Source organism: Pseudarthrobacter sp. AB1 (genome assembly GCF_014926485.1).
In the GTDB taxonomy this organism is placed as follows: domain Bacteria; phylum Actinomycetota; class Actinomycetes; order Actinomycetales; family Micrococcaceae; genus Arthrobacter.
In genome coordinates this window covers 1-18,522 of the sequence record NZ_PZKO01000058.1, presented here as the reverse complement: position 1 = coordinate 18,522, position 18,522 = coordinate 1, and the positions used below count along the sequence as shown (strand labels likewise).

The window sequence follows — 18,522 nt, the reverse complement described above, 5'->3', positions numbered from 1 at the left end:
CTCACTGGCCGGGGATCTGACTTTCGATAAATGAAACTACTCCGTCGCCGGGCGGACAGCAGGCAGTGCTTGGTGCCTGACAGGGCTGTATTACAGTGGACTCTAGTCAAGATACTAGCGTCAATAGCTCCATGGCTTCGCGCCACAGTGGCGCATTGCGAGCGGGGAATCCCCTGAAGGCCATGCTGAAAGGAATCCCCAATGACCGTCCGGGTTGCAGTTGCCGCCGTGACATTTAACCGTCATAAAGAGCTGTCCGTCCTGCTGGACGCCGTGAATGCGCAGTCCGCGGCGGTAGACACCATCTGCCTCGTCGACGGCGGTTCGGATCCTGCCCGTGATGTCGCCGCGCGGCACGCGAACGTCGATTACGTCCGCTCCGAGGCGAACCTCGGAGGGGCAGGCGGCTTTGCCCTCGCCGCGTTGAAGGCAGTGGCCACCGGTGCCAAATGGATCTGGATGATGGACGACGACGCCGAGCCGGCAGATCCTGAATGCCTCGCCACGCTGCTCCGTGAGGCTGAAGCGCGTGACCTTGAAGCCGTCGTCCCGCTGGTGGTGGCGCCGGGCGATCCCGACCGGCTTTCCTTCTTTTTCCGGCTGGACGGAAGGGTCACCCATGACCGGGCCGAACTGGAAAAAGTGGGCTTCCTTCCGAACGACGGGCACTTCTTCAACGGTGCCTTGATCCGGTCCGACGTGTTTTTCAAAGTGGGCCTGCCGGACATGCGCCTCTTTATCCGCGGCGACGAGGTGGACTTCACCATCCGCCTGCGCAAGGCGCGCATCCGGTTCGGCACGGTGACCACCACCGCCATTACCCACCCCCATGCGTTCGACGAGACGCAGCACGTCTTTGGTGCCCGCTGGCATGTGATCGTCCCGGACTCTGCCTTCAAGCGCTACTACTACTACCGGAACCGCGGCTACCTGATCCGCCGCTACTTCCGGGTCAAGTCGTTCGTGGCGGACGTGGGTGGTTACGTAGGCTACTTTGCGCAACGCCGTGACCTTCCCGGTTTCCTGTCCTGGGCAAGGTCCTTCACAACGGGACTCCGGGCCAAGGGGTTCGCGCCGCTGGAGGACCAGAAGTTCTAGGCGTGGCCCCGGAGGCGTCGGCGGGCCAGGAGCCACAGGAGTACCCACGGCTCGCCGAAAACGCGGTACGCAACCCGGCGCGGATGCAGCAGTAGGCGCCACGCCCACTCCAGCCCGAGCCTTCCCAGCCAGCGCGGTGCCAGTTTTTGCACGCCCGCCAGCTGCTCGATGGCGCCGCCCACCGTGCAGTAGATGGCCGGCGGGAGCATATCCAGGCGGCGCTGCAGCACTGATTCCTGGAGGGGCATGCCCAGCCCGAGCAGGACGAGCTGGGGTTGATGCTCCGCGAGCCAGCCCACCGCGGCGGTTTCGACGTCGTCGTTCCAGCCTTCGCCAGGGAACCCTGTCACGGTGGCGGCCGGGGCAATGCCCTGGATCTGTTTGACCGCTTTGGCGTTGGCCTCCGTGCCGGCGCCGACCACGGCGATCCGTTCAAGGCCGTCCACCCGACCCAGGGACGGCAGCCAGTCGGTGGACCCCAGCCGGTACTCCATCAGCGGGCTGACAGCGTTTCCAGTCCTGCCCCACAACCACAGCACCGGTGCACCGTCCAGGAGCACGACGTCGCTGTTCTCGTACAGAGCGCGGAATCCTGCGTCGGAATTGGTCAGCGTCACGCTGTGCAGGTTATGTCCGACGACGGTGCGCCGGGTCCCGTCGTCGACAAACCCGGAGAGCACCTCAACCAGTCCGTCCACCGTCAGCGGAGTGGCATCGACGCCGAGGACAGGGATGTTCTGGCGTGCCAGGCTCACCCGTCAGTCTCCCGGACCGGTGCGGCCGGCCCGTCGACAGATGTTTCAGGGGCAGGCGCATCAGATGCGGCACGTTCGGCGTCAGATTCGACGTTTGATTCGACTTCTTCAGCTGCTTCCTCGGGCTCAGCCATCGGAATTTCGCCCAGGCCCAATACGCCCGGAACCTGCTCCCTCAGCTGTTCCAGGGACACGGCGCCGTTGCGCACCACTCGCAGGAGCGGACCGGTGGCGTCCACAATCGTAGAGGGCACGGCGTCAGTTCCTTCCACCGGCCGGAAACCGCCTTCGAGGTAGACCTCCACGGACTCCGCGAGCTGGGCTCGTGCCTCAGCGGCGGTCTGCGCCGGCGGCTGGCCGGTCCGGTTCGCGGAGGACACAGCCAGCGGACCCGTCAGTGTCAGTAGTTCCTGGGCAACTTCGTCGGCGGGCATGCGCAGGGCCACTGTTCCCTGGGTCTCGCCCAGGTCCCAGTCCAGTGACGGCTGGGCGTGCAGGATCAGGGTCAGGCCCCCCGGCCAAAACGCCTCGGCGAGTTTGCGGGCATCAGCGGAAATATCCGTGGCCAGCCCGTCCAGGGCATTGATTCGGGGAATCAGAACCGGCGGCGGCATGGTGCGGCTGCGTCCTTTGGAGGCCAACAGCATGGTGACGGCCTGCGGCGAAAAGGCATCGGCGGCAATCCCGTAGACCGTGTCTGTGGGGAACACCACGCACTTCTTCTCGCTGATGGCACGCTGGGCATGCTCCAGGCCAAGGGCGCGCTGATCCTCTGACGTGCAGTTGTAGGTTGTGGTCACTGGCCTATTCTTTCATCACTCGTGGTGCGGACCGGCAAGGACAGCGCTGGTGGCGCGTTCTTTGCCGTTGAGGTCCAAGTGCGTGGTGATCTCCGACCAGACACCCGTCCGCTGCATCATGCCGGCGATCCAGCCGGCCTGGACTTCCGCGTGTTCCATTACGAAGTAGCCGCCGGGAACCAGCAGCCGGGCAGCCGAGGCGGCCGCCGCCGTCGGAAGCTCCATGCCGTCCGCTCCCCCGCCGTACAGGGCTTCGGGAGGATCGTGCAGGGCAACTTCGGGTTCATTCGGGATGGCTTCGGCGGGAATATAGGGCGGGTTGGAGATTACGACGTCGAAGGTTCCGTTAAGTTCCGGCAGCGCGTCGCGGAGGTCCCCCAGGATCAGCTTGACGCCCAGCGGCGCCAGGTTCGTGGCTGCCCACGCGTGCGCGAACGGGCTGTACTCCACGGCGTGGACTTCGGCGCCGGGCACTTCGTGGGCGATGGAGCCGGCAATCGCGCCCGAGCCCGTGCCCAGGTCGACAATCCGCGGGTGCACCATGCCCTGGACGTGGTCGATGACCAGTTGCACCACGGACTCTGTTTCCGGCCGGGGGATAAAAACGCCGGGCCCGACCGCAAGCTCCAGATACCGGAAGTGAGCCACGCCGGTGATGTGCTGCAGCGGGATCCGCTGGGCGCGTTCAGCAACAAGTTCAGCATAGCCATCGGGCGCTGGAGTGTCCCCCAGCATCATCGCCCGGAGCCTGCCGAGTCCCACGCCGAGCAGGTGGTCCGCCAGAAGTTCCGCGTCGATGCGGGGGCTGGGGACCCCTGCGTCCAGGAGGATCGCCGTGGCCTCGCTAACGGCAGCCGCGAGGGACTGCTCCGACCCGAGTGTCATGGCGCCCGGGCTAGTCGCCGATGGCGTCCAGGCGTGCCTGTTCGTCCATCTCGATGGCGGACTGGATGACCGGTTCCAGGTCACCGTTCATGACCTGGTCCAGGTTGTATGCCTTATAGCCGGTGCGGTGGTCCGCTATCCGGTTTTCCGGGTAGTTGTACGTGCGGATGCGCTCGGAACGGTCCATGGTGCGGATCTGGGACTTACGCTGGGCCGAGTTCTCGGCGTCGATGATTTCCTGCTGGTGCGCAAGGATTCGGGCACGGAGCACGCGCATGCCTGCTTCGCGGTTCTGCAGCTGGGATTTCTCGTTCTGCATGGCCACCACGATGCCGGTGGGGAGGTGGGTGATACGGACAGCGGAGTCCGTGGTGTTCACGGACTGGCCACCGGGACCCGAAGAGCGGTAGACGTCGATCTTGAGATCGTTCTGGTTGATGTCCAGCTCTTCGGGCTCATCGACCTCGGGGAGGACCAGGACACCGGCGGCAGAGGTGTGGATGCGGCCTTGGGATTCCGTGACGGGCACACGCTGAACACGGTGGACGCCGCCTTCGAACTTGAGCCGTGCGTAGACACCTTCGGCGGGATCGTTCGAGCTGCCCTTGACGGCCATCTGGACGTCCTTGTAGCCACCGAGATCGGATTCGTTGGCTGAGATGAGTTCAGTCTTCCAGCCGCGGGATTCCGCGTACCGTGTGTACATCCGCAGGAGGTCGCCGGCGAACAGTGCGGCTTCGTCGCCACCTTCACCGCCCTTGACCTCGAGGATCACGTTGCGGGCGTCGTCAGGGTCCCGCGGGATGAGGAGCCTGCGCAGCTTCGCGGAAGCCTGCTCCAGCGCTGCCTCCAGCACGGGAACTTCGGCAGCAAATTCAGGGTCCTCCGAGGCCATTTCCTTGGCCGCGGCGAGGTCGTCCTCCAGGGCATGCCACTTGTTGTATGCCTCCACGATGCCATTGAGCTGCGCGGACCGCCGCCCCAGCTTCCGGGCCAGCCGCTGGTCAGCATAAACAGCAGGGTCACCAAGCTGCGCCTGGATAGCATCATGCTCATCAAGCAGGCCCTGTACGGACTCAAACATTTCAAAACCTCTTTCGACTTTTACAAGTCTAGTTTCATGGGACTTAACGACGAACCGCCCAAAATATGCCGGCCATCAGGCCGGCATATTTTGAGCGGTGAGCGCAGCTACTTGTCGTTATCCGACTTCGCACCAAGCGTTGTCTTCTGGACCTGCATGAGGAACTCGACGTTGCTCCCGGTCTCCCGGATCTTGTTGGTCAGCAGTTCAAGGCTCTGCTGCGTTTCGAGTCCGGAAAGGACGCGGCGCAGCTTCCACATGATCTTGACTTCCTCGGGGGAAAGCAGGTTCTCTTCGCGGCGTGTGCCGGACGCGTTGACATCCACAGCCGGGAAGATGCGCTTGTCCGCCAGCTGGCGGGAAAGGCGGAGCTCCATGTTGCCGGTGCCCTTGAACTCTTCGAAGATGACCTCGTCCATCTTGGAACCGGTCTCCACGAGAGCGGTTGCCAGGATAGTCAGCGAGCCGCCGTTTTCGATGTTGCGGGCTGCACCGAAGAAACGCTTCGGCGGGTACAGCGCGGCGGAGTCGACACCACCGGACAGGATTCGGCCGGAGGCCGGTGCTGCCAGGTTGTAGGCGCGGCCCAGGCGGGTCATGGAGTCCAGGAGGACCACCACGTCCATGCCCATTTCCACGAGGCGCTTGGCGCGTTCGATGGAGAGCTCGGCAACGGTGGTGTGGTCATCGGCGGGACGGTCGAAGGTAGAAGCAATGACCTCACCCTTGACCGTGCGCTGCATGTCCGTGACTTCTTCGGGACGCTCGTCAACGAGCACCATCATGAGGTGGACTTCAGGATTATTGATGGTGATGGCGTTGGCGATGGACTGCAGGATGAGCGTCTTGCCGGCCTTCGGCGGGGAGACGATCAGACCGCGCTGGCCCTTGCCGATCGGGGCAACCAGGTCGATGACGCGGGGGCCGATCTTCTTGGGATCCGTCTCGAGGCGCAGGCGCTCGGACGGGTACAGCGGAACCAGCTTGGCGAATTCGACGCGGTCCTTGAGCTCTTCCGGCGTCTTTCCGTTGACGGACGTGACACGGACCAGGGCGTTGAACTTCTGGCGTGCGGTCTGCTGGCTCCGGTCTTCGCCTTCGCGCGGAGCACGAATGGCACCGACGCAGGCGTCGCCCTTGCGCAAGTTGTATTTCTTGACCTGCGCCAGCGAGACGTAGACGTCGTTCGGGCCCGGCAGGTAGCCGGATGTGCGGATGAACGCGTAGTTCTCCAGCACGTCCAGGATGCCGGCGACGGGCAGCAAGACGTCGTCCTCAGTGACCTCGACGTCGTCGACGTCCGGTCCCTGGGTGCGTCCCCGACGGCGGTCGTTCCGGTCGCGGAAACGGTCGTTACGGTCGTTGCGGGAGTTGTCCCGGCTGTCCTGGCCGCCACCGGAGCGGTCATTGCGATCGTTCCGGTCCCTGCGGTTGCGGCGGTTCCGGCGGCTTCCGCCGTCAGTGTCGTCGCCATCGCGAGCGTTGTCGCGGGTGTTATCGCGGTTGTCATCGCGGCGGGCACCATCACGCTGGCCGGCGTCGCGGCTGCCTGCGTTGTCGCGGCCACCATCGGTGGTCTCGCGGGCGCTGGTGTCACGAGACGTGCTCTCGCGGGCAGAGGTTTCACGGGCGGTGGTGTCCCGGGCTGCGGTGTCACGGGCTGCGGTGTCACGGGCGCCACGGGTGCGGCCGCTCTCACGGCGTTCAGCACGCTGGACGTCGCCTGCTTCGGTAGCCTGGGAATCGGCACGCTGCGTTTCGGTGCGATCAGCCTGGCGCTGTTCAGCGGCGGGCTGCTCGGCCGGAGCCTCAGTTTCTTCTGCCTGCGTTGACGTGCCTGCCGCATCGCCGCGGCGGCGGTTGCGGGTACGCGGCTGGCGGCGTTCCCCTTCAGCGGCGGCCTCGACGGGCGCCGACGCCGGAGCCTCAGCGGGTGCAGCGGCCGGAGCTTCGACGGCAGCTGCCGTAACTACTCCGTCGCTGACAGCGCGGCGGCTGCGTCCACGGCCACGTGCACGGGTCCCCTCAGCGGCCGGAGCCTCCGAGGTTTCGCTTGCGGCAGCCACCGGTCCGGCGGCGGCCGGCGCCACGTGGTTTTCGGTCGCCTTTTCGGCAGCCTTGGCCGGAGCCTTGCTGGCTGACGTGCCTGCACGATGGGCGGAAATGGCGGTCACCAGATCCCCCTTACGCATGCGGGATCCACCGGAAATCCCCAGCTGGCTGGCAAGTGCCTGCAGCTGGGCGAGCTTAAGGCCGGCGAGGCCACTGCTCTTGGCGGGTGCGGCCGTTGACGATCCGGCAGCAGAAGTTGATGGTTCCACAGCTGAAGACAGCTCAGTGGTTTCGGTCACGAAGGATCCTTCCCCCTCGACGGCGTCCAGACTGGGAGCTGGACGCGATGATTTTGATCTGGGCTGCAGTTCAGATCTGCAGCCGACATTTTCGGTCTTGCCGGTTGGATTTCGGCCAGCAGGGCCGGATACTGATTCACCTCACGCACCGATTAATGGCGGGGCGCCGGACTGACGGTTCAGGGGCAGACAATTCAGCTGCAGATTCCTGCGACAGACCAAGCAGGCGGCACCGGAAAATATTTCGCAGTAGGAGATCACTAACAACTGAATGCAGCTGCCGATCAGATAGGCGGGATTACCGCCGGTGCAAGTCCACCTTAGCACCTTCGACGTCCACTGCCAGCTTCAGGACGCGCCAGCCGATGCCCGGCGTGTTCGCCTCAGTAAAGGACTCAATAAACCCAAGCACCTCGGCGGCTTCGGCGTCGCCGTCCGCGAGAACCAGGACTGTAGGCCCGGCACCCGACACCACTGCCGCGTGGCCGGCGTTGCGCAGCGCCCTGATCAGGGCCGCACTGGGGCGCATTGCCTCGGCGCGGTAGCTCTGGTGAAGGTAATCCTCGGTGCCGGCGTGCAGAAACTCGGGCTTCTGGGTCAGTGCATGGATCAGCAGCGCAGCCCGGCCGGAGTTCATGGCCGCGGCATGATGTCCCACAGACGCCGGCAGCAGGGCGCGCGCGGCCTCGGTGGACAGTTCAAAATCCGGGACAGCCACGATGGGGACGACCGAACCAACAACTGTGGCGCATGTGCTCCTGTACTGCTCACTGTCCTGCCATGACAGCGCCAGTCCGCCGAAAATCGCGGGCGCGACGTTGTCCGGATGGCCTTCCATCTCGCTGGTCAGCTGCAAGATCCAGTCCCGCCCGCGACGCGCCGCTTCTGGCACCATGGCGTTGGCAGCCGAGACGGCCGCCACCACGGCCGATGCCGATGATCCCAGACCGCGGCCGTGGGGGTTGACGTTCGTCGCCGTGATCCTGAGTCCGCCGTGGCGGTAACCAAGCCGGAAAAAGGCGGCCTCCATGGCCCGGACCACGAGGTGGCTGGCGTCGCGCGGCAGGCTGTCCGCCCCCTCGCCGCTGAGCTCGAACAGGAGCTCAGCGGTTTCGAGGCTTTCCACCGTCAGGGTGTCGTGCAGCGCCAGGGCGAGGCCCAGGCTGTCGTAACCCGGTCCAAGATTGGCACTGGTGGCCGGGACCCTGACGGTGACACGCTGTCCTGCCTCGATGACGGGCAGGTCAACGGCGGTGGTCGAGGTGGTTTCCAAGGCTACTTTTCTTCCAGTCCCAGTTCAGCTGCGACGGTCACGACGTCGTTGGAGACCTTGACGGGCTGCACTTCGCTGCCGTCCTCGGTCCGGAGGGCCCACTGGGGGTCCTTGAGGCCGTGGCCGGTAACGGTGATGACGATCGTCTTGCCGGCAGGAACTTCACCGGCGGCGTGCTTCTTGAGCAGGCCGGCCACCCCGGCGGCAGAGCCGGGCTCCACAAAAACGCCTTCGCGGGCGGACAGCCAGCGGTGGGCATCCAGGATCTGCTCATCAGTCACGGCATCGATAAATCCGCCGGACTCGTCGCGGGCCGCGATGGCACCGTCCCAGGATGCCGGGTTGCCGATCCGGATGGCCGTGGCAATGGTGTCCGGCTCCGTGATGGGGTGCCCCGCGACGAACGGTGCCGCGCCGGCTGCCTGGAAGCCCCACATCTGGGGGGTTTTAGTGGACACGGCGGGCAGGGTACCGGCTGTTTCGGATTCGAACGGCGCCGAGTATTCCTTGTAGCCCTTCCAGTACGCGGTGATGTTGCCGGCGTTGCCGACGGGCAGGACGTGGATGTCCGGAGCATCGCCGAGCGAATCGACAATCTCAAACGCGCCCGTCTTCTGGCCCTGGATGCGGGCCGGGTTGACGGAGTTGACCAGGAACACCGGGTAGGACTCCCCCAGCTTCCGTGCAATGTCCAGGCAGTTATCGAAGTTGCCGTCCACCTGGAGCAGCGTGGCGCCGTGCGCGATGGCCTGGCTCAGCTTGCCCATGGAGATCTTGCCTTCAGGGACCAGCACCGCGCATTTCAGTCCCGCTGCCGTGGCGTACGCCGCTGCGGAAGCTGAGGTGTTGCCGGTGGACGCGCACACGACTGCCTTTGCACCGGACGCAACAGCGGCCGTCATGGCCATGGTCATGCCGCGGTCCTTGAAGGAACCGGTGGGGTTCATCCCCTCGACCTTCAGGTACACGGTGGAACCCGTGAGCTCGGAAAGCTTCTGCGCGTGGACCAGCGGAGTGCCGCCCTCGCCCAGCGTGATGACCCGGGTGGACTCCGTGACAGGCAGCCGGTCAGCGTATTCGCGGATAACGCCGCGCCATTGGTGAGCCACTTAGACTCCTTCTACCCGCAGAACGGATGTTACTGAATTGATGACGTCCAGGCCTTTGACGGCCTCGACGGTGGCTGCGAGCGCAGCCTCTGATGCGCGGTGCGTAACGATCCGCAATTCGGCCGACTCCACCTTGGACTCTGCGTCCCGGTGGATGGTCTGCCGCATGATTTCGATGGACACGCCATGCTCCGCAAAGAGCTGAGCGATCCGGGCCAGCACGCCGGGCTGGTCAGCCACATCCAGGCCGATGTAGTAGCTGGTCATGACCGCGTCGATGGGCAGCGCGGGGACGTGGCCCGTGGTGGTCTCCGTGCGGCCGGGACCACCCAGCACAATGCGGCGGGCGGCCGAAACGAGGTCACCCAGCACGGCAGATGCCGTCGGAGTTCCGCCGGCACCCTGGCCGTAGAACATCAGCTCGCCGGCGTTTTCCGCCTCAATAAAGACCGCGTTGAACGCGCCACGGACGGCGGCCAGCGGGTGCTCGCGCGGCAGCAGCGTGGGGTGAACGCGCACGGAGACGCCTTCTCCGCCGTCGGCATCGGTGAGCTTTTCGGCGATGGCCAGCAGTTTGATGACAAAACCGGCGTCCTTGGCCGCGGCGATGTCGGCGGCGCTGACGGAGGTGATGCCCTCGCAGTGGACGTTCTCCAGGGCGAAGCGTGTGTGGAAAGACAGCGAGGCCAGGATGGCGGCCTTGGCTGCGGCGTCCTGGCCTTCGACGTCGGCGGTGGGGTCAGCTTCCGCGTAACCGAGGCGCTGGGCTTCGGCGAGGGCGTCCGCGAACTGGGCGCCGGTGGAGTCCATCTGGTCCAGGATGAAGTTAGTGGTGCCATTGACAATGCCCAGCACCCGGGTGATGCGGTCACCGGCCAGGCTGTCCCGGATGGGGCGCAGGATGGGGATGGCACCGGCCACGGCGGCTTCATAGGACAGCTGCACGCCGGCCTTGTCGGCCTCTTCGTAGAGGGTGGGGCCGTCCTGGGCGAGCAGGGCTTTGTTGCCGGTGACAACGCAGGCTCCGTTGCGCAACGCGGAGAGAATCAGCGTGCGGGCAGGCTCGATCCCGCCCATCAGCTCGATCACCAGGTCGGCGTCCTTGACCAGGGTATCGGCGTCGGTGGTGAAGAGGTCCTGCGGCAGGTCCACATCCCGCTTGGCATTGACGTTGCGCACCGCGATGCCGCTGAGCTGCAGGCGCGCCCCGGAACGGGCGGCAAGGGCGTCTGCGTCCTCAATGAGAATCCGCGCAACCTGGGCCCCAACGTTGCCACAGCCCAGGAGGGCTACTTTCAGGGTTCGCAATTCAGTCATTCGGCACTCCCATGTCGCGGTTAAGCAGATCTTCTTCGGTTTCCCCGCGGACAATCAGCCGGGCAGATCCGCCGCGCACCGCGACAACGCCCGGCCGGGCCAGATAGTTGTAGTTGCTTGACAGGGCCCAGCAGTAGGCGCCGGTCCCCGGTACAGCAAGCAGATCACCGGCTGCCACGTCCTCGGGCAGATATACATCTCTAACAACTATGTCGCCGCTCTCGCAATGTTTGCCCACCACGCGGGACAGTTGCGGGGCCGCGGCCGACGTGCGCGAGGCCAGAATCGCCGAATAATCCGCGTCGTAGAGCACCGGGCGGGCGTTATCGCTCATGCCGCCGTCCACTGACACATACCGGCGGGGATGCGTAACGTTCTCCTGCCCTGCGTCGCCGGCCGGGGCATCCACCCGCACGGTTTTCAGGGTGCCCACCTCGTACAACGTGAAGGTAGTGCTGCCAACAATCGCACGTCCGGGTTCGATGGAAATCCGGGGTGACGTGATCCCCAGCTCGGCACACGTGGAACGCACGACGGCGGCCATCGCCTTCGCGATCTCAGCTGCGGGACGGGGCGTATCCACCGGAGTGTAGGCAATGCCATAACCGCCGCCAAGATCCAGCTCCGGCATAACAATGGAGTACTTTTCCTGCATGGCCGCGTGGAAACGCAGCAGCTTCTGCGCCGCGAGCTCGAAGCCGTCCGGCTCGAATATCTGCGAGCCGATGTGGCAGTGCAGGCCCAGCAGTTCGATGCTGGCGTAGCCTGTGGCCGCCGCCACGGCTTCCTCCGCGGCTGACAGCCCGGCCTGCTCGGTGGAATCCCCGGCCATGGAGAGGCCGAACTTCTGGTCCTCGTGGGCGGTGGCGATGAACTCATGGGTGTGCGCGTGCACGCCCGGCGTCAGGCGCAGCATGACCTTGGCGATGTCGCCGCGACCCGAGGCGATCTTGGCCACACGGTCCAGTTCGTCGAGGCTGTCCACCACGATGCGGCCCAGCTTCATATCCAGCGCACGGTTGATCTCGGCGTCGGATTTGTTGTTGCCGTGCAGGCCCAGGTTTTCGCCCTTGATACCGGCCCGGGCGGCTACAGCGAGCTCGCCGCCGGAACAGGTGTCCAGCCGGAGCCCTTCGTCCGCCACCCAGGCAGCTACTGCGGTGCACAGGAAGGACTTGCCCGCGTAGTAGACGTCCACTCCCCCACAGATGTCAGCAAACGCGGCGTCAAAGGCGTCCTTGAAGGAGCGGGCGCGGGCCCGGAAATCGGTCTCACTCATCACAAAGAGCGGCGTGCCAAATTGTGCCTTGAGCTCGCTGACAGCGATGCCATCGATGGCGAGCTCACCGGCGTCGTTCTTCTGCACATCCTGCGCCCACATTGGTTCGTGGAGCGCGTTCAGGTCCGCGGGAACGGCGAGCCATTCGGGTGCCAGCGGGGATGCGGTGGTGGTGTCCTGCGCTGGCTTGCCCTGAGCTGAAATTTCCTGTGCCGGCATGGGTCTTACATCCGTTCCGGCGCGGATACGCCCAGCAGGTCCAAACCGTTGGCCAGCACCTGACTGGTGGCGTCGTTCAGCCACAGGCGCGTTCGGTTTACATCGGTCACCGGTTCGTCACCCATGGGTGCGATGCGGCAGGCGTCGTACCACCGGTGGTAAGCGCCGGCGATGACCTCAAGATGGCGGGCCACGCGGTGCGGCTCACGCAATTCTGCGGCCTTGGCCACGATGGACGGGTAGCTGCCCAGGTAGGAGAGCAGTTCGTTTTCCGTGGCATGGTCCAGAAGGGAGGCCTCGAAGGCGCTGCGGTCCACACCTGCAGCCACGGCATTGCGGGCCGCGCCGCGGGTACGCGCATGGGCGTACTGGACGTAGAAGACCGGGTTCTCGTTGCTGTGCTTCTTCAGCAGGTCAGGATCCAGGGTGAGCGGAGAGTCCGCCGGGAAGCGGGCCAGGGAGTACCGCACGGCGTCCTTGCCCAGCCAGTCGATGAGATCCTTGAGCTCGATGATGTTACCGGCCCGTTTGGACAGCTTGGCGCCGTTGACGGACACCAGCTGGCCGATCAGCACCTCGATGTTTACGTCGGGGTCATCGCCGGCACAGGCAGCGATGGCCTTAAGCCGGTTGATGTAGCCGTGGTGATCGGCGCCGAGGAGGTAGATCTTCTCGGTGAAGCCACGGTCCTTTTTGGACAAGTAGTACGCGGCGTCAGCGGCGAAGTAGGTGGGTTCGCCGTTCGCGCGGATCATCACGCGGTCCTTGTCGTCGCCGAAGTCGGTGGTGCGCAACCAGACCGCACCGCCGTCGTCGAACACGTGGCCCTGCTCGCGAAGGCGGGCCACGGCACTTTCGATCGCGCCGGCGTCGTGCAGTTCCTGCTCCGAGAAGTAGACGTCGAAGGCCACACCAAAATCGGCGAGCGTGTCCTTGATGTCCTTCAGCTGGGCCTTGTAGGCGGCAGCGCGGATGACGGGGAGGGCGGCGACCTCGGTGAGCTCGCGGATATCGGGGTGCGCGCTCAGGACGTCGTGGCCGAGGTCTGCAATGTACTGGCCCGGGTAGCCGCCCTCCGGCACCGGAAGTCCGTGCAGCCTGGAATAAACAGAGTTCGCAAACACATTCATCTGCGAACCGGCGTCATTGATGTAGTACTCGGCGGTGACCTCCGCGCCTGAAGCACGCAGAACGCGGGCGATGGCGTCGCCCAAGGCGGCCCACCGGGTGTGGCCGATGTGCAGCGGACCGGTGGGGTTCGCCGATACAAACTCCATATTCACCACGTGGCCGGCGAGCGTGGTGGTGGTGCCGTATTCCCGGCCAGCTTCCACAATTGCTTTCGCCAGGGTACCCGCTGCGGCCGCGTCCACCGTGATGTTCAGGAAACCGGGGCCGGCGATATCGACGGCAGAGACGCCGTCAATGGACTTCAACCGGGCGCTGAGGATGGTTGCGAATTCACGCGGGTTGGTGCCGGCCTGCTTGGAAAGCTGGAGGGCTATGTTGGTGGCCCAGTCTCCGTGCTCCCGGTTCTTCGGTCGCTCCACGCGCACCTCATCAGGGACAGCTGATGCAGAAAGCGCGATCTCGCCAGCGGCGACGGCGTCTTTCAGGCAGGCGGATATGGCGAGGGAGAGTTCTTCGGGAGTCACCCCTCTAGCCTACCGGCGGCTGCCACATGGACGAATTTCGGCATGGTGCGTGACTGTTTTTCCTCACAGCGGACGCACGGCTGGTGCGGAGGGTGAACCAATTTGCTGGTTCCGACGTTGAGTACACCGTAAGCACCCAGCCCACGAAACGAGCCCCAATATGAGACCGTCAGTCCGCAAGAGTGTTTTCGTCGGCATCGCCGGCCTGTCCCTCGCCGGAACAGTGGCGGGCTGCGCGCCGTCGGCCACACCCGCCTCAACATCCGAGAACACCTCCGGGGCATCCACCGCCCCTTCCGGCCCAGCATCAACGACAGCCAGCAGCGGCTCGCACTATGTAGACGGCACCTACAGTGCCGACGGCACCTATGTGTCCCCCAATGGCACCGAAACCGTCGGGGTGGAGCTGACGCTCGCCTCCGGCACGGTCACGGCCCTCAACATCACCCAGCACCCTTCGAACCCGAATACGCGGAAATTCCAGGGCGAATTCGCCGGCGGGATCGCGGCGCAGGTTGTGGGCAAGAGCATCGATGAACTCAAGGTCTCCAAAGTGGCCGGGTCCTCGCTCACCAGCGGCGGCTTCAACCAGGCCCTGGACAAGATCAAAGCCGAGGCCCAGTAGGCCGTGCCGGACCCGGAGGACTTCCGCTTCGACGGCATCGGTACCCGGTGGGAAATCTCCACGCCCCGTCCGCTCGATGCCAGTGTCCGGGCCCGACTGCTCGCCTTGGTGGAGCGGTACGACGGCGACTGGTCCCGGTTTAGGTCCGATTCGACAGTCAGTGCCATGGCCCGCGAGCCGGGGCGGTATGAGCTGCCGGCGGAAGCCGCCGACCTTGGCCGGCTGTACCGCTCGCTGTATGACATCACCGGCGGAGCGATGACGCCCCTGATCGGCGGCAGCCTGGAGCGCCTCGGGTACGACGCCGCATATTCCCTCCGGCCTGTAGGGTCCGCACTTCCGGCACCCTGCTGGGAGGACGTCCTGACGTGGAACGGCCAGGTTCTGACCACCTTCGCTCCCCTGGTTCTGGATATCGGTGCTGCTGGGAAAGGACAGTTGGTGGACCTTCTCGCTGTTGAGTTGCGCGACTGTGGCGTGGATTCCTTCGTGATTGACGCCAGCGGCGACCTGCTTCACCGCGGGCCTGATCCGGTGTCCGTGGCATTGGAGCACCCGTACGATCCGGCGAGGGCCATCGGCACTGTGTCGCTGGCTGGCAACGCCTTGTGCGCCTCAGCCTCAAACCGACGGGCATGGGGCGACGGCCTGCACCATGTGCTCGATGGCACCACAGGGCTGCCCGTCAGCACCACGGTAGGCACGTGGACCATGGCGGAAAGCACCATGGTTGCCGATGCTTTGGCCACAGCCCTGTTCTTTGTCCCCGGCAGCGAGCTGGAACAGACATTCGATTTTTCCTGGCTGACGGTTTTTTCTGATGGCAGTGCTGCCTACTCAGCCGGATTTGAAGGGACACTGTTCTCATGAGCCCCGTTGACGCCCCTAAGGCAACCGCCGTATTCACCGCCGGCCGGCTGGACGCCCTGTTGGGCAAGTACACGATGTACCGGCTGATCCTCCTGGTACTGGCTGCCCTTGCCGCGTACAGCCTTCTGCTGAATGCCCTTGGCTGGTTGACGTTCGGCATCCCGCAGATGCTGGCCCACCTGGCGCTGTGCCTTGGCCTAACCTATGTGTCCAACCGCGGGCTGGCCGCCCTTTTCCACGTCCGCCCGCATTCCGAGTCGTCGCTGATCACCGGCCTGCTGCTGTATTTCCTGTTCTGGCCCTCCTTTGTGCCCCTGGATATGGCGGGGGTGGCCCTGGCTTGTGTGCTGGCCTCCGCCTCCAAATACGCGGTGGCCTGGCGTGGCCGGCACATTTTCAACCCCGCCGCTGCCGGAGCGTTTGTGACCGGGCTGACCGGGTTGAACATCGCGACATGGTGGGCGGCGACCCCCGCCATGCTCTGGCTGCTGGTCCCGGGCGTCCTCCTGGTCCTATACCGGACACGGAAGTTGCTTATGGCGGCCTTGTTCCTGGTGGTTGCCACGGCGATTGTGAGCGCTGAGCTGCTGCAGGCAGGGCTCACCCTGGGCAGCGCACTCTGGCAGGCACTCGCCCAACGGCCGCTGCTGTTCTTCGTCGGCTTTATGCTGACAGAGCCTCTCACCCTCGCGCCACGCCGTTGGCAACAGCTCGCACTCGCTGCCGTCGTTGGTGCACTCTTCGCACTCCCCTACAACTTCGGCTTCATCGCCAACTCGCCGGAACTGGCACTACTGACCGGCAACCTGCTGGCGTTTCTCGTGGGCCAGCGGGGCGGGCTCAGGCTCCGGTTCACTGGCTCCCGACCTTTGACGCCGAGCACCACGGAGTTTGCCTTCGAACCGTCCCGGCCCGTCCGCTTTGTGCCGGGACAGTATATGGAACTGGATCTGCCGCACGCGAAGTCAGACGGTAAAGGCCGACGCCGGGTGTTCAGTTTGACCAGTACCCCCAGTTCGGAGACGGTGACGTTTGGCGTCCGGACCGCGGAGCCCCTGTCCGCGGCGAAGAAAGTCCTGCTGGACCTGAAGCCTGGTGATGAGGTGGCAGCCACGTCCGTGGGCGGAGATTTTGTCCTGCCCCGCGATCCTCGGTCCCCCGTCCTTCTGATCGCGGCGGGCATCGGAATCACGCCTTTTCTTGCCCATCTGTCTTCCGGCGCGGCCCAGGACCGGGACGTGGTGCTGCTTCTGCTGGCGCGCAATCCTGCGGAAATTGCCTATGCGGCCGAGCTGCAGGCGTCCGGGGCGCGCATCCTGGCTCGCCTCGCGGACGGTTCCGTCCCGCCGTCGTTCATCACCGATGCCGGGACGCTGGCGTCCGGGGGTGCCGCCGCTGGACGGCTGGACGGAGATTCCCTGAAGGTCCTGGTGCCCGACATTGCCGACCGCGCTGTCTACATCTCCGGGTCCCCTGCGAGCGTCGCTTCGCTGCGCCGTGCAGCCCGGAAAGCCGGCGCTCGGCGGGTGCATGTTGACTCATTTGCCGGCTACTGAAGCCGGCCGTTTTTCCTTGCAGGCACCTTCCTGCTAAGCTCTAGGACGTCCCGCTGGCAACGGCAGGATCCCTGAATTGCCCTCGTAGCTCAGGGGATAGAGCGTCTGCCTCCGGAGCAGAAGGTCGTTGGTTCGATTCCAATCGAGGGCACAAATGAAACCCCCGCCGCTTGCAAAAGCGGCGGGGGTTTTCTACGTTCCGCCGCCGGGCGCGAGCAGACACTTGAGGCCCTACCAACATGGCGCTTGCTGATACCTGGGGCGCTACCGTCCAGCGCCAACGGACTCTTGACGCCCACGCGAAGTTGCACGCGCGGATATCGGCCACACGTGTACAGCCGCACGTCGGCTCGTCCGACTCCTCGCCTGACCCTGCCCCTGGATTCATGACCCGCGATACTGCCCGGAATTTCGTCTTCGGGCACTCCTCAATCTGCACGGGGCGCCAGCGCTGACCATTTTCCCGACTGTTGTTGTGGCCAGTGGGGTGGTTCCCAGTCCTGCCGTTCGCTGGTGTAGTGGCGTCCGGTGGGTGATGTCCAGCCGGGTGGGTTATTTTTGGTAGCCGCAGTGGGTGTCCAGGCTGTGGTGTGGCGGAGTCTGTGGTGTTTGTGGCAGGGCTGGCCGAGATTTGAGATGCCGGTGGTGCCGCCGTGGGCCCAGGCGAGGATGTGGTCGGCTTCGTTGTCCAGGGAGTGGTTGCTGCAGCCCGGGAACGGACACTTCCCGTCGCGTAGGCGCAGCCATTGGCGCTGGGCTTTTGTGAGCCGGTAGCTGGTCCGCCCGATCTCCAGGGGTGCACCGTCCCGCGGGTCGGTCAGGACGCGGTGGAAGGACTCCGCACCGTCGGCTATCAGTTGCCGGGCCATGGACGGCGGGATCGGCCCGTATCCGTCGAGCATGGCAGGTTCATCCGTGACACCCAGGAGCGAGAACACAGGGACGGTGACGAGGACCTGTGCCCGCGGCGGCGGAACGCCGTCGCCCGCTGCCATGCCTGTTTCGCCCTTGCCGCCGGACATTGCCGTCATGCCACTGGCGCCGGCGGCGGCGATGGTGTTGGTCAGGAGCCAGGTCGCGACGGTGTCTGCGCGGAGCTGGCTGAGGGTCCGGTCCTCATGAGGTCCCTGCAGCGCTCGGGCTGCGGTGGTGGTCCGGTTCCAGATCCCGGCGGCCTGATCGGCGGGGAGGTAGGCGGAGAGCCAGGCCATGCCGTCGCGGTCCGGGGCATACTCCACCCGCCGGTCCTGGACACCACGTAGGTGGCGTTGTTCGATGCTGACCGGGTGATGGCGTTCCCGCCAGGTGCGGGCCTTGTGCCGGAACCGGCCGGGGATGAGCTCACCGGCCGGGCCACGTGCCGGATTCATCGCGTGGGGGTCCAGGAAATGTGCCTCCAACGCCTGCGCTCCCGCGGGGTTTAGGTTGGTGGTTTCGTCGACCATGATCCTCGCGTGCTGCCACGAGATCGTCCCGGCCTGCAACGCCGCGAACGTCAACGGCAGGGCCGTGGTCAGCGCGTGCGCCTCAGAAAGCAGAGCACCGGCGGAGCGTTCGCTGACCGTCAGCACGCACGCGACCTCAGCGATCACAGCCATCTCCTGACCGGCATGGTCCTGCGGCGACGCGGAAGGGCCCGCAAGGGC

At 65.3% G+C, this 18,522-nt stretch carries 15 protein-coding genes and 1 tRNA gene; 5 read left to right on the top strand and 11 right to left on the bottom strand.

Features of this window, described 5'->3' with window-relative positions:
* Nucleotides 1-201 precede the first annotated feature (201 nt).
* The gene (locus tag DAD99_RS16050; RefSeq protein ID WP_193342329.1) at nt 202-1,098 is read left to right on the top strand and encodes a glycosyltransferase; all 897 of its coding nucleotides are present in this window, start codon (nt 202-204) and stop codon (nt 1,096-1,098) included.
* Here the strand turns inward: DAD99_RS16050 and DAD99_RS16045 are convergent.
* The 10 genes from DAD99_RS16045 to argS form a co-directional block, all read right to left on the bottom strand.
* Entirely contained in the window at nt 1,095-1,853 is a 759-nt protein-coding gene (locus DAD99_RS16045; protein WP_193342328.1) for a WecB/TagA/CpsF family glycosyltransferase, read from the bottom strand. The two genes, DAD99_RS16050 and DAD99_RS16045, sit on opposite strands and share 4 nt — an antisense overlap.
* Complete coding sequence (locus tag DAD99_RS16040; RefSeq protein WP_193342327.1) at nt 1,850-2,653, bottom strand: L-threonylcarbamoyladenylate synthase; 804 nt, start codon at nt 2,651-2,653, stop codon at nt 1,850-1,852. The genes DAD99_RS16045 and DAD99_RS16040 overlap by 4 nt, the downstream gene beginning before the upstream one ends.
* 15 nt (nt 2,654-2,668) lie before the next feature.
* The gene (prmC, locus tag DAD99_RS16035; RefSeq protein WP_193342326.1) at nt 2,669-3,538 is read right to left on the bottom strand and encodes a peptide chain release factor N(5)-glutamine methyltransferase; all 870 of its coding nucleotides are present in this window, start codon (nt 3,536-3,538) and stop codon (nt 2,669-2,671) included.
* A 10-nt stretch (nt 3,539-3,548) separates the two neighbouring features.
* Nucleotides 3,549-4,622 carry a peptide chain release factor 1 gene (gene prfA / locus DAD99_RS16030; protein ID WP_193342325.1) on the bottom strand — a complete coding sequence of 358 codons (1,074 nt, stop codon included), beginning with the start codon at nt 4,620-4,622 and terminating at the stop codon, nt 3,549-3,551.
* A 107-nt stretch (nt 4,623-4,729) separates the two neighbouring features.
* Nucleotides 4,730-6,973: a transcription termination factor Rho gene (gene rho, locus DAD99_RS16025; protein WP_193342324.1), complete on the bottom strand. Its 2,244-nt coding sequence runs from the start codon at nt 6,971-6,973 to the stop codon at nt 4,730-4,732.
* 298 nt (nt 6,974-7,271) lie between these two features.
* Complete coding sequence (thrB, locus tag DAD99_RS16020) at nt 7,272-8,246, bottom strand: homoserine kinase (RefSeq protein ID WP_193342323.1); 975 nt, start codon at nt 8,244-8,246, stop codon at nt 7,272-7,274.
* 2 nt (nt 8,247-8,248) lie between these two features.
* Entirely contained in the window at nt 8,249-9,355 is a 1,107-nt protein-coding gene (gene thrC, locus DAD99_RS16015; protein WP_185260933.1) for a threonine synthase, read from the bottom strand.
* Nucleotides 9,356-10,672, bottom strand: coding sequence for a homoserine dehydrogenase (locus DAD99_RS16010; protein ID WP_193342322.1), 1,317 nt, complete (start codon nt 10,670-10,672; stop codon nt 9,356-9,358).
* On the bottom strand, nt 10,665-12,170 hold the full coding sequence (gene lysA / locus DAD99_RS16005; RefSeq protein ID WP_185260935.1) for a diaminopimelate decarboxylase: 1,506 nt from the start codon (nt 12,168-12,170) through the stop codon (nt 10,665-10,667). Before lysA ends, DAD99_RS16010 begins: the two co-directional genes overlap by 8 nt.
* 5 nt (nt 12,171-12,175) lie before the next feature.
* Nucleotides 12,176-13,825 carry an arginine--tRNA ligase gene (gene argS / locus DAD99_RS16000; protein ID WP_193342321.1) on the bottom strand — a complete coding sequence of 550 codons (1,650 nt, stop codon included), beginning with the start codon at nt 13,823-13,825 and terminating at the stop codon, nt 12,176-12,178.
* 160 nt (nt 13,826-13,985) lie between these two features.
* Here argS and DAD99_RS15995 point away from each other — a divergent pair, with 160 nt between their 5' ends.
* The 4 genes from DAD99_RS15995 (at nt 13,986) to DAD99_RS15980 (ending at nt 17,027) form a co-directional block, all read left to right on the top strand.
* Nucleotides 13,986-14,450: a hypothetical protein gene (locus tag DAD99_RS15995; RefSeq protein WP_193342320.1), complete on the top strand. Its 465-nt coding sequence runs from the start codon at nt 13,986-13,988 to the stop codon at nt 14,448-14,450.
* A gap of 3 nt (nt 14,451-14,453) precedes the next feature.
* Nucleotides 14,454-15,320 (top strand): FAD:protein FMN transferase, encoded by an 867-nt coding sequence (locus tag DAD99_RS15990; protein WP_185260938.1) that lies wholly within the window; start codon nt 14,454-14,456, stop codon nt 15,318-15,320.
* Nucleotides 15,317-16,876, top strand: coding sequence for a ferredoxin--NADP reductase (locus tag DAD99_RS15985; protein WP_193342319.1), 1,560 nt, complete (start codon nt 15,317-15,319; stop codon nt 16,874-16,876). The genes DAD99_RS15990 and DAD99_RS15985 overlap by 4 nt, the downstream gene beginning before the upstream one ends.
* 78 nt (nt 16,877-16,954) lie before the next feature.
* Nucleotides 16,955-17,027, top strand: a tRNA-Arg gene (locus tag DAD99_RS15980).
* Nucleotides 17,028-17,304: 277 nt separating this feature from the next.
* Here the strand turns inward: DAD99_RS15980 and DAD99_RS15975 are convergent.
* The coding region (locus tag DAD99_RS15975) for an HNH endonuclease signature motif containing protein (RefSeq protein ID WP_193342318.1) at nt 17,305-18,522 on the bottom strand (1,218 nt) is incomplete at its 5' end.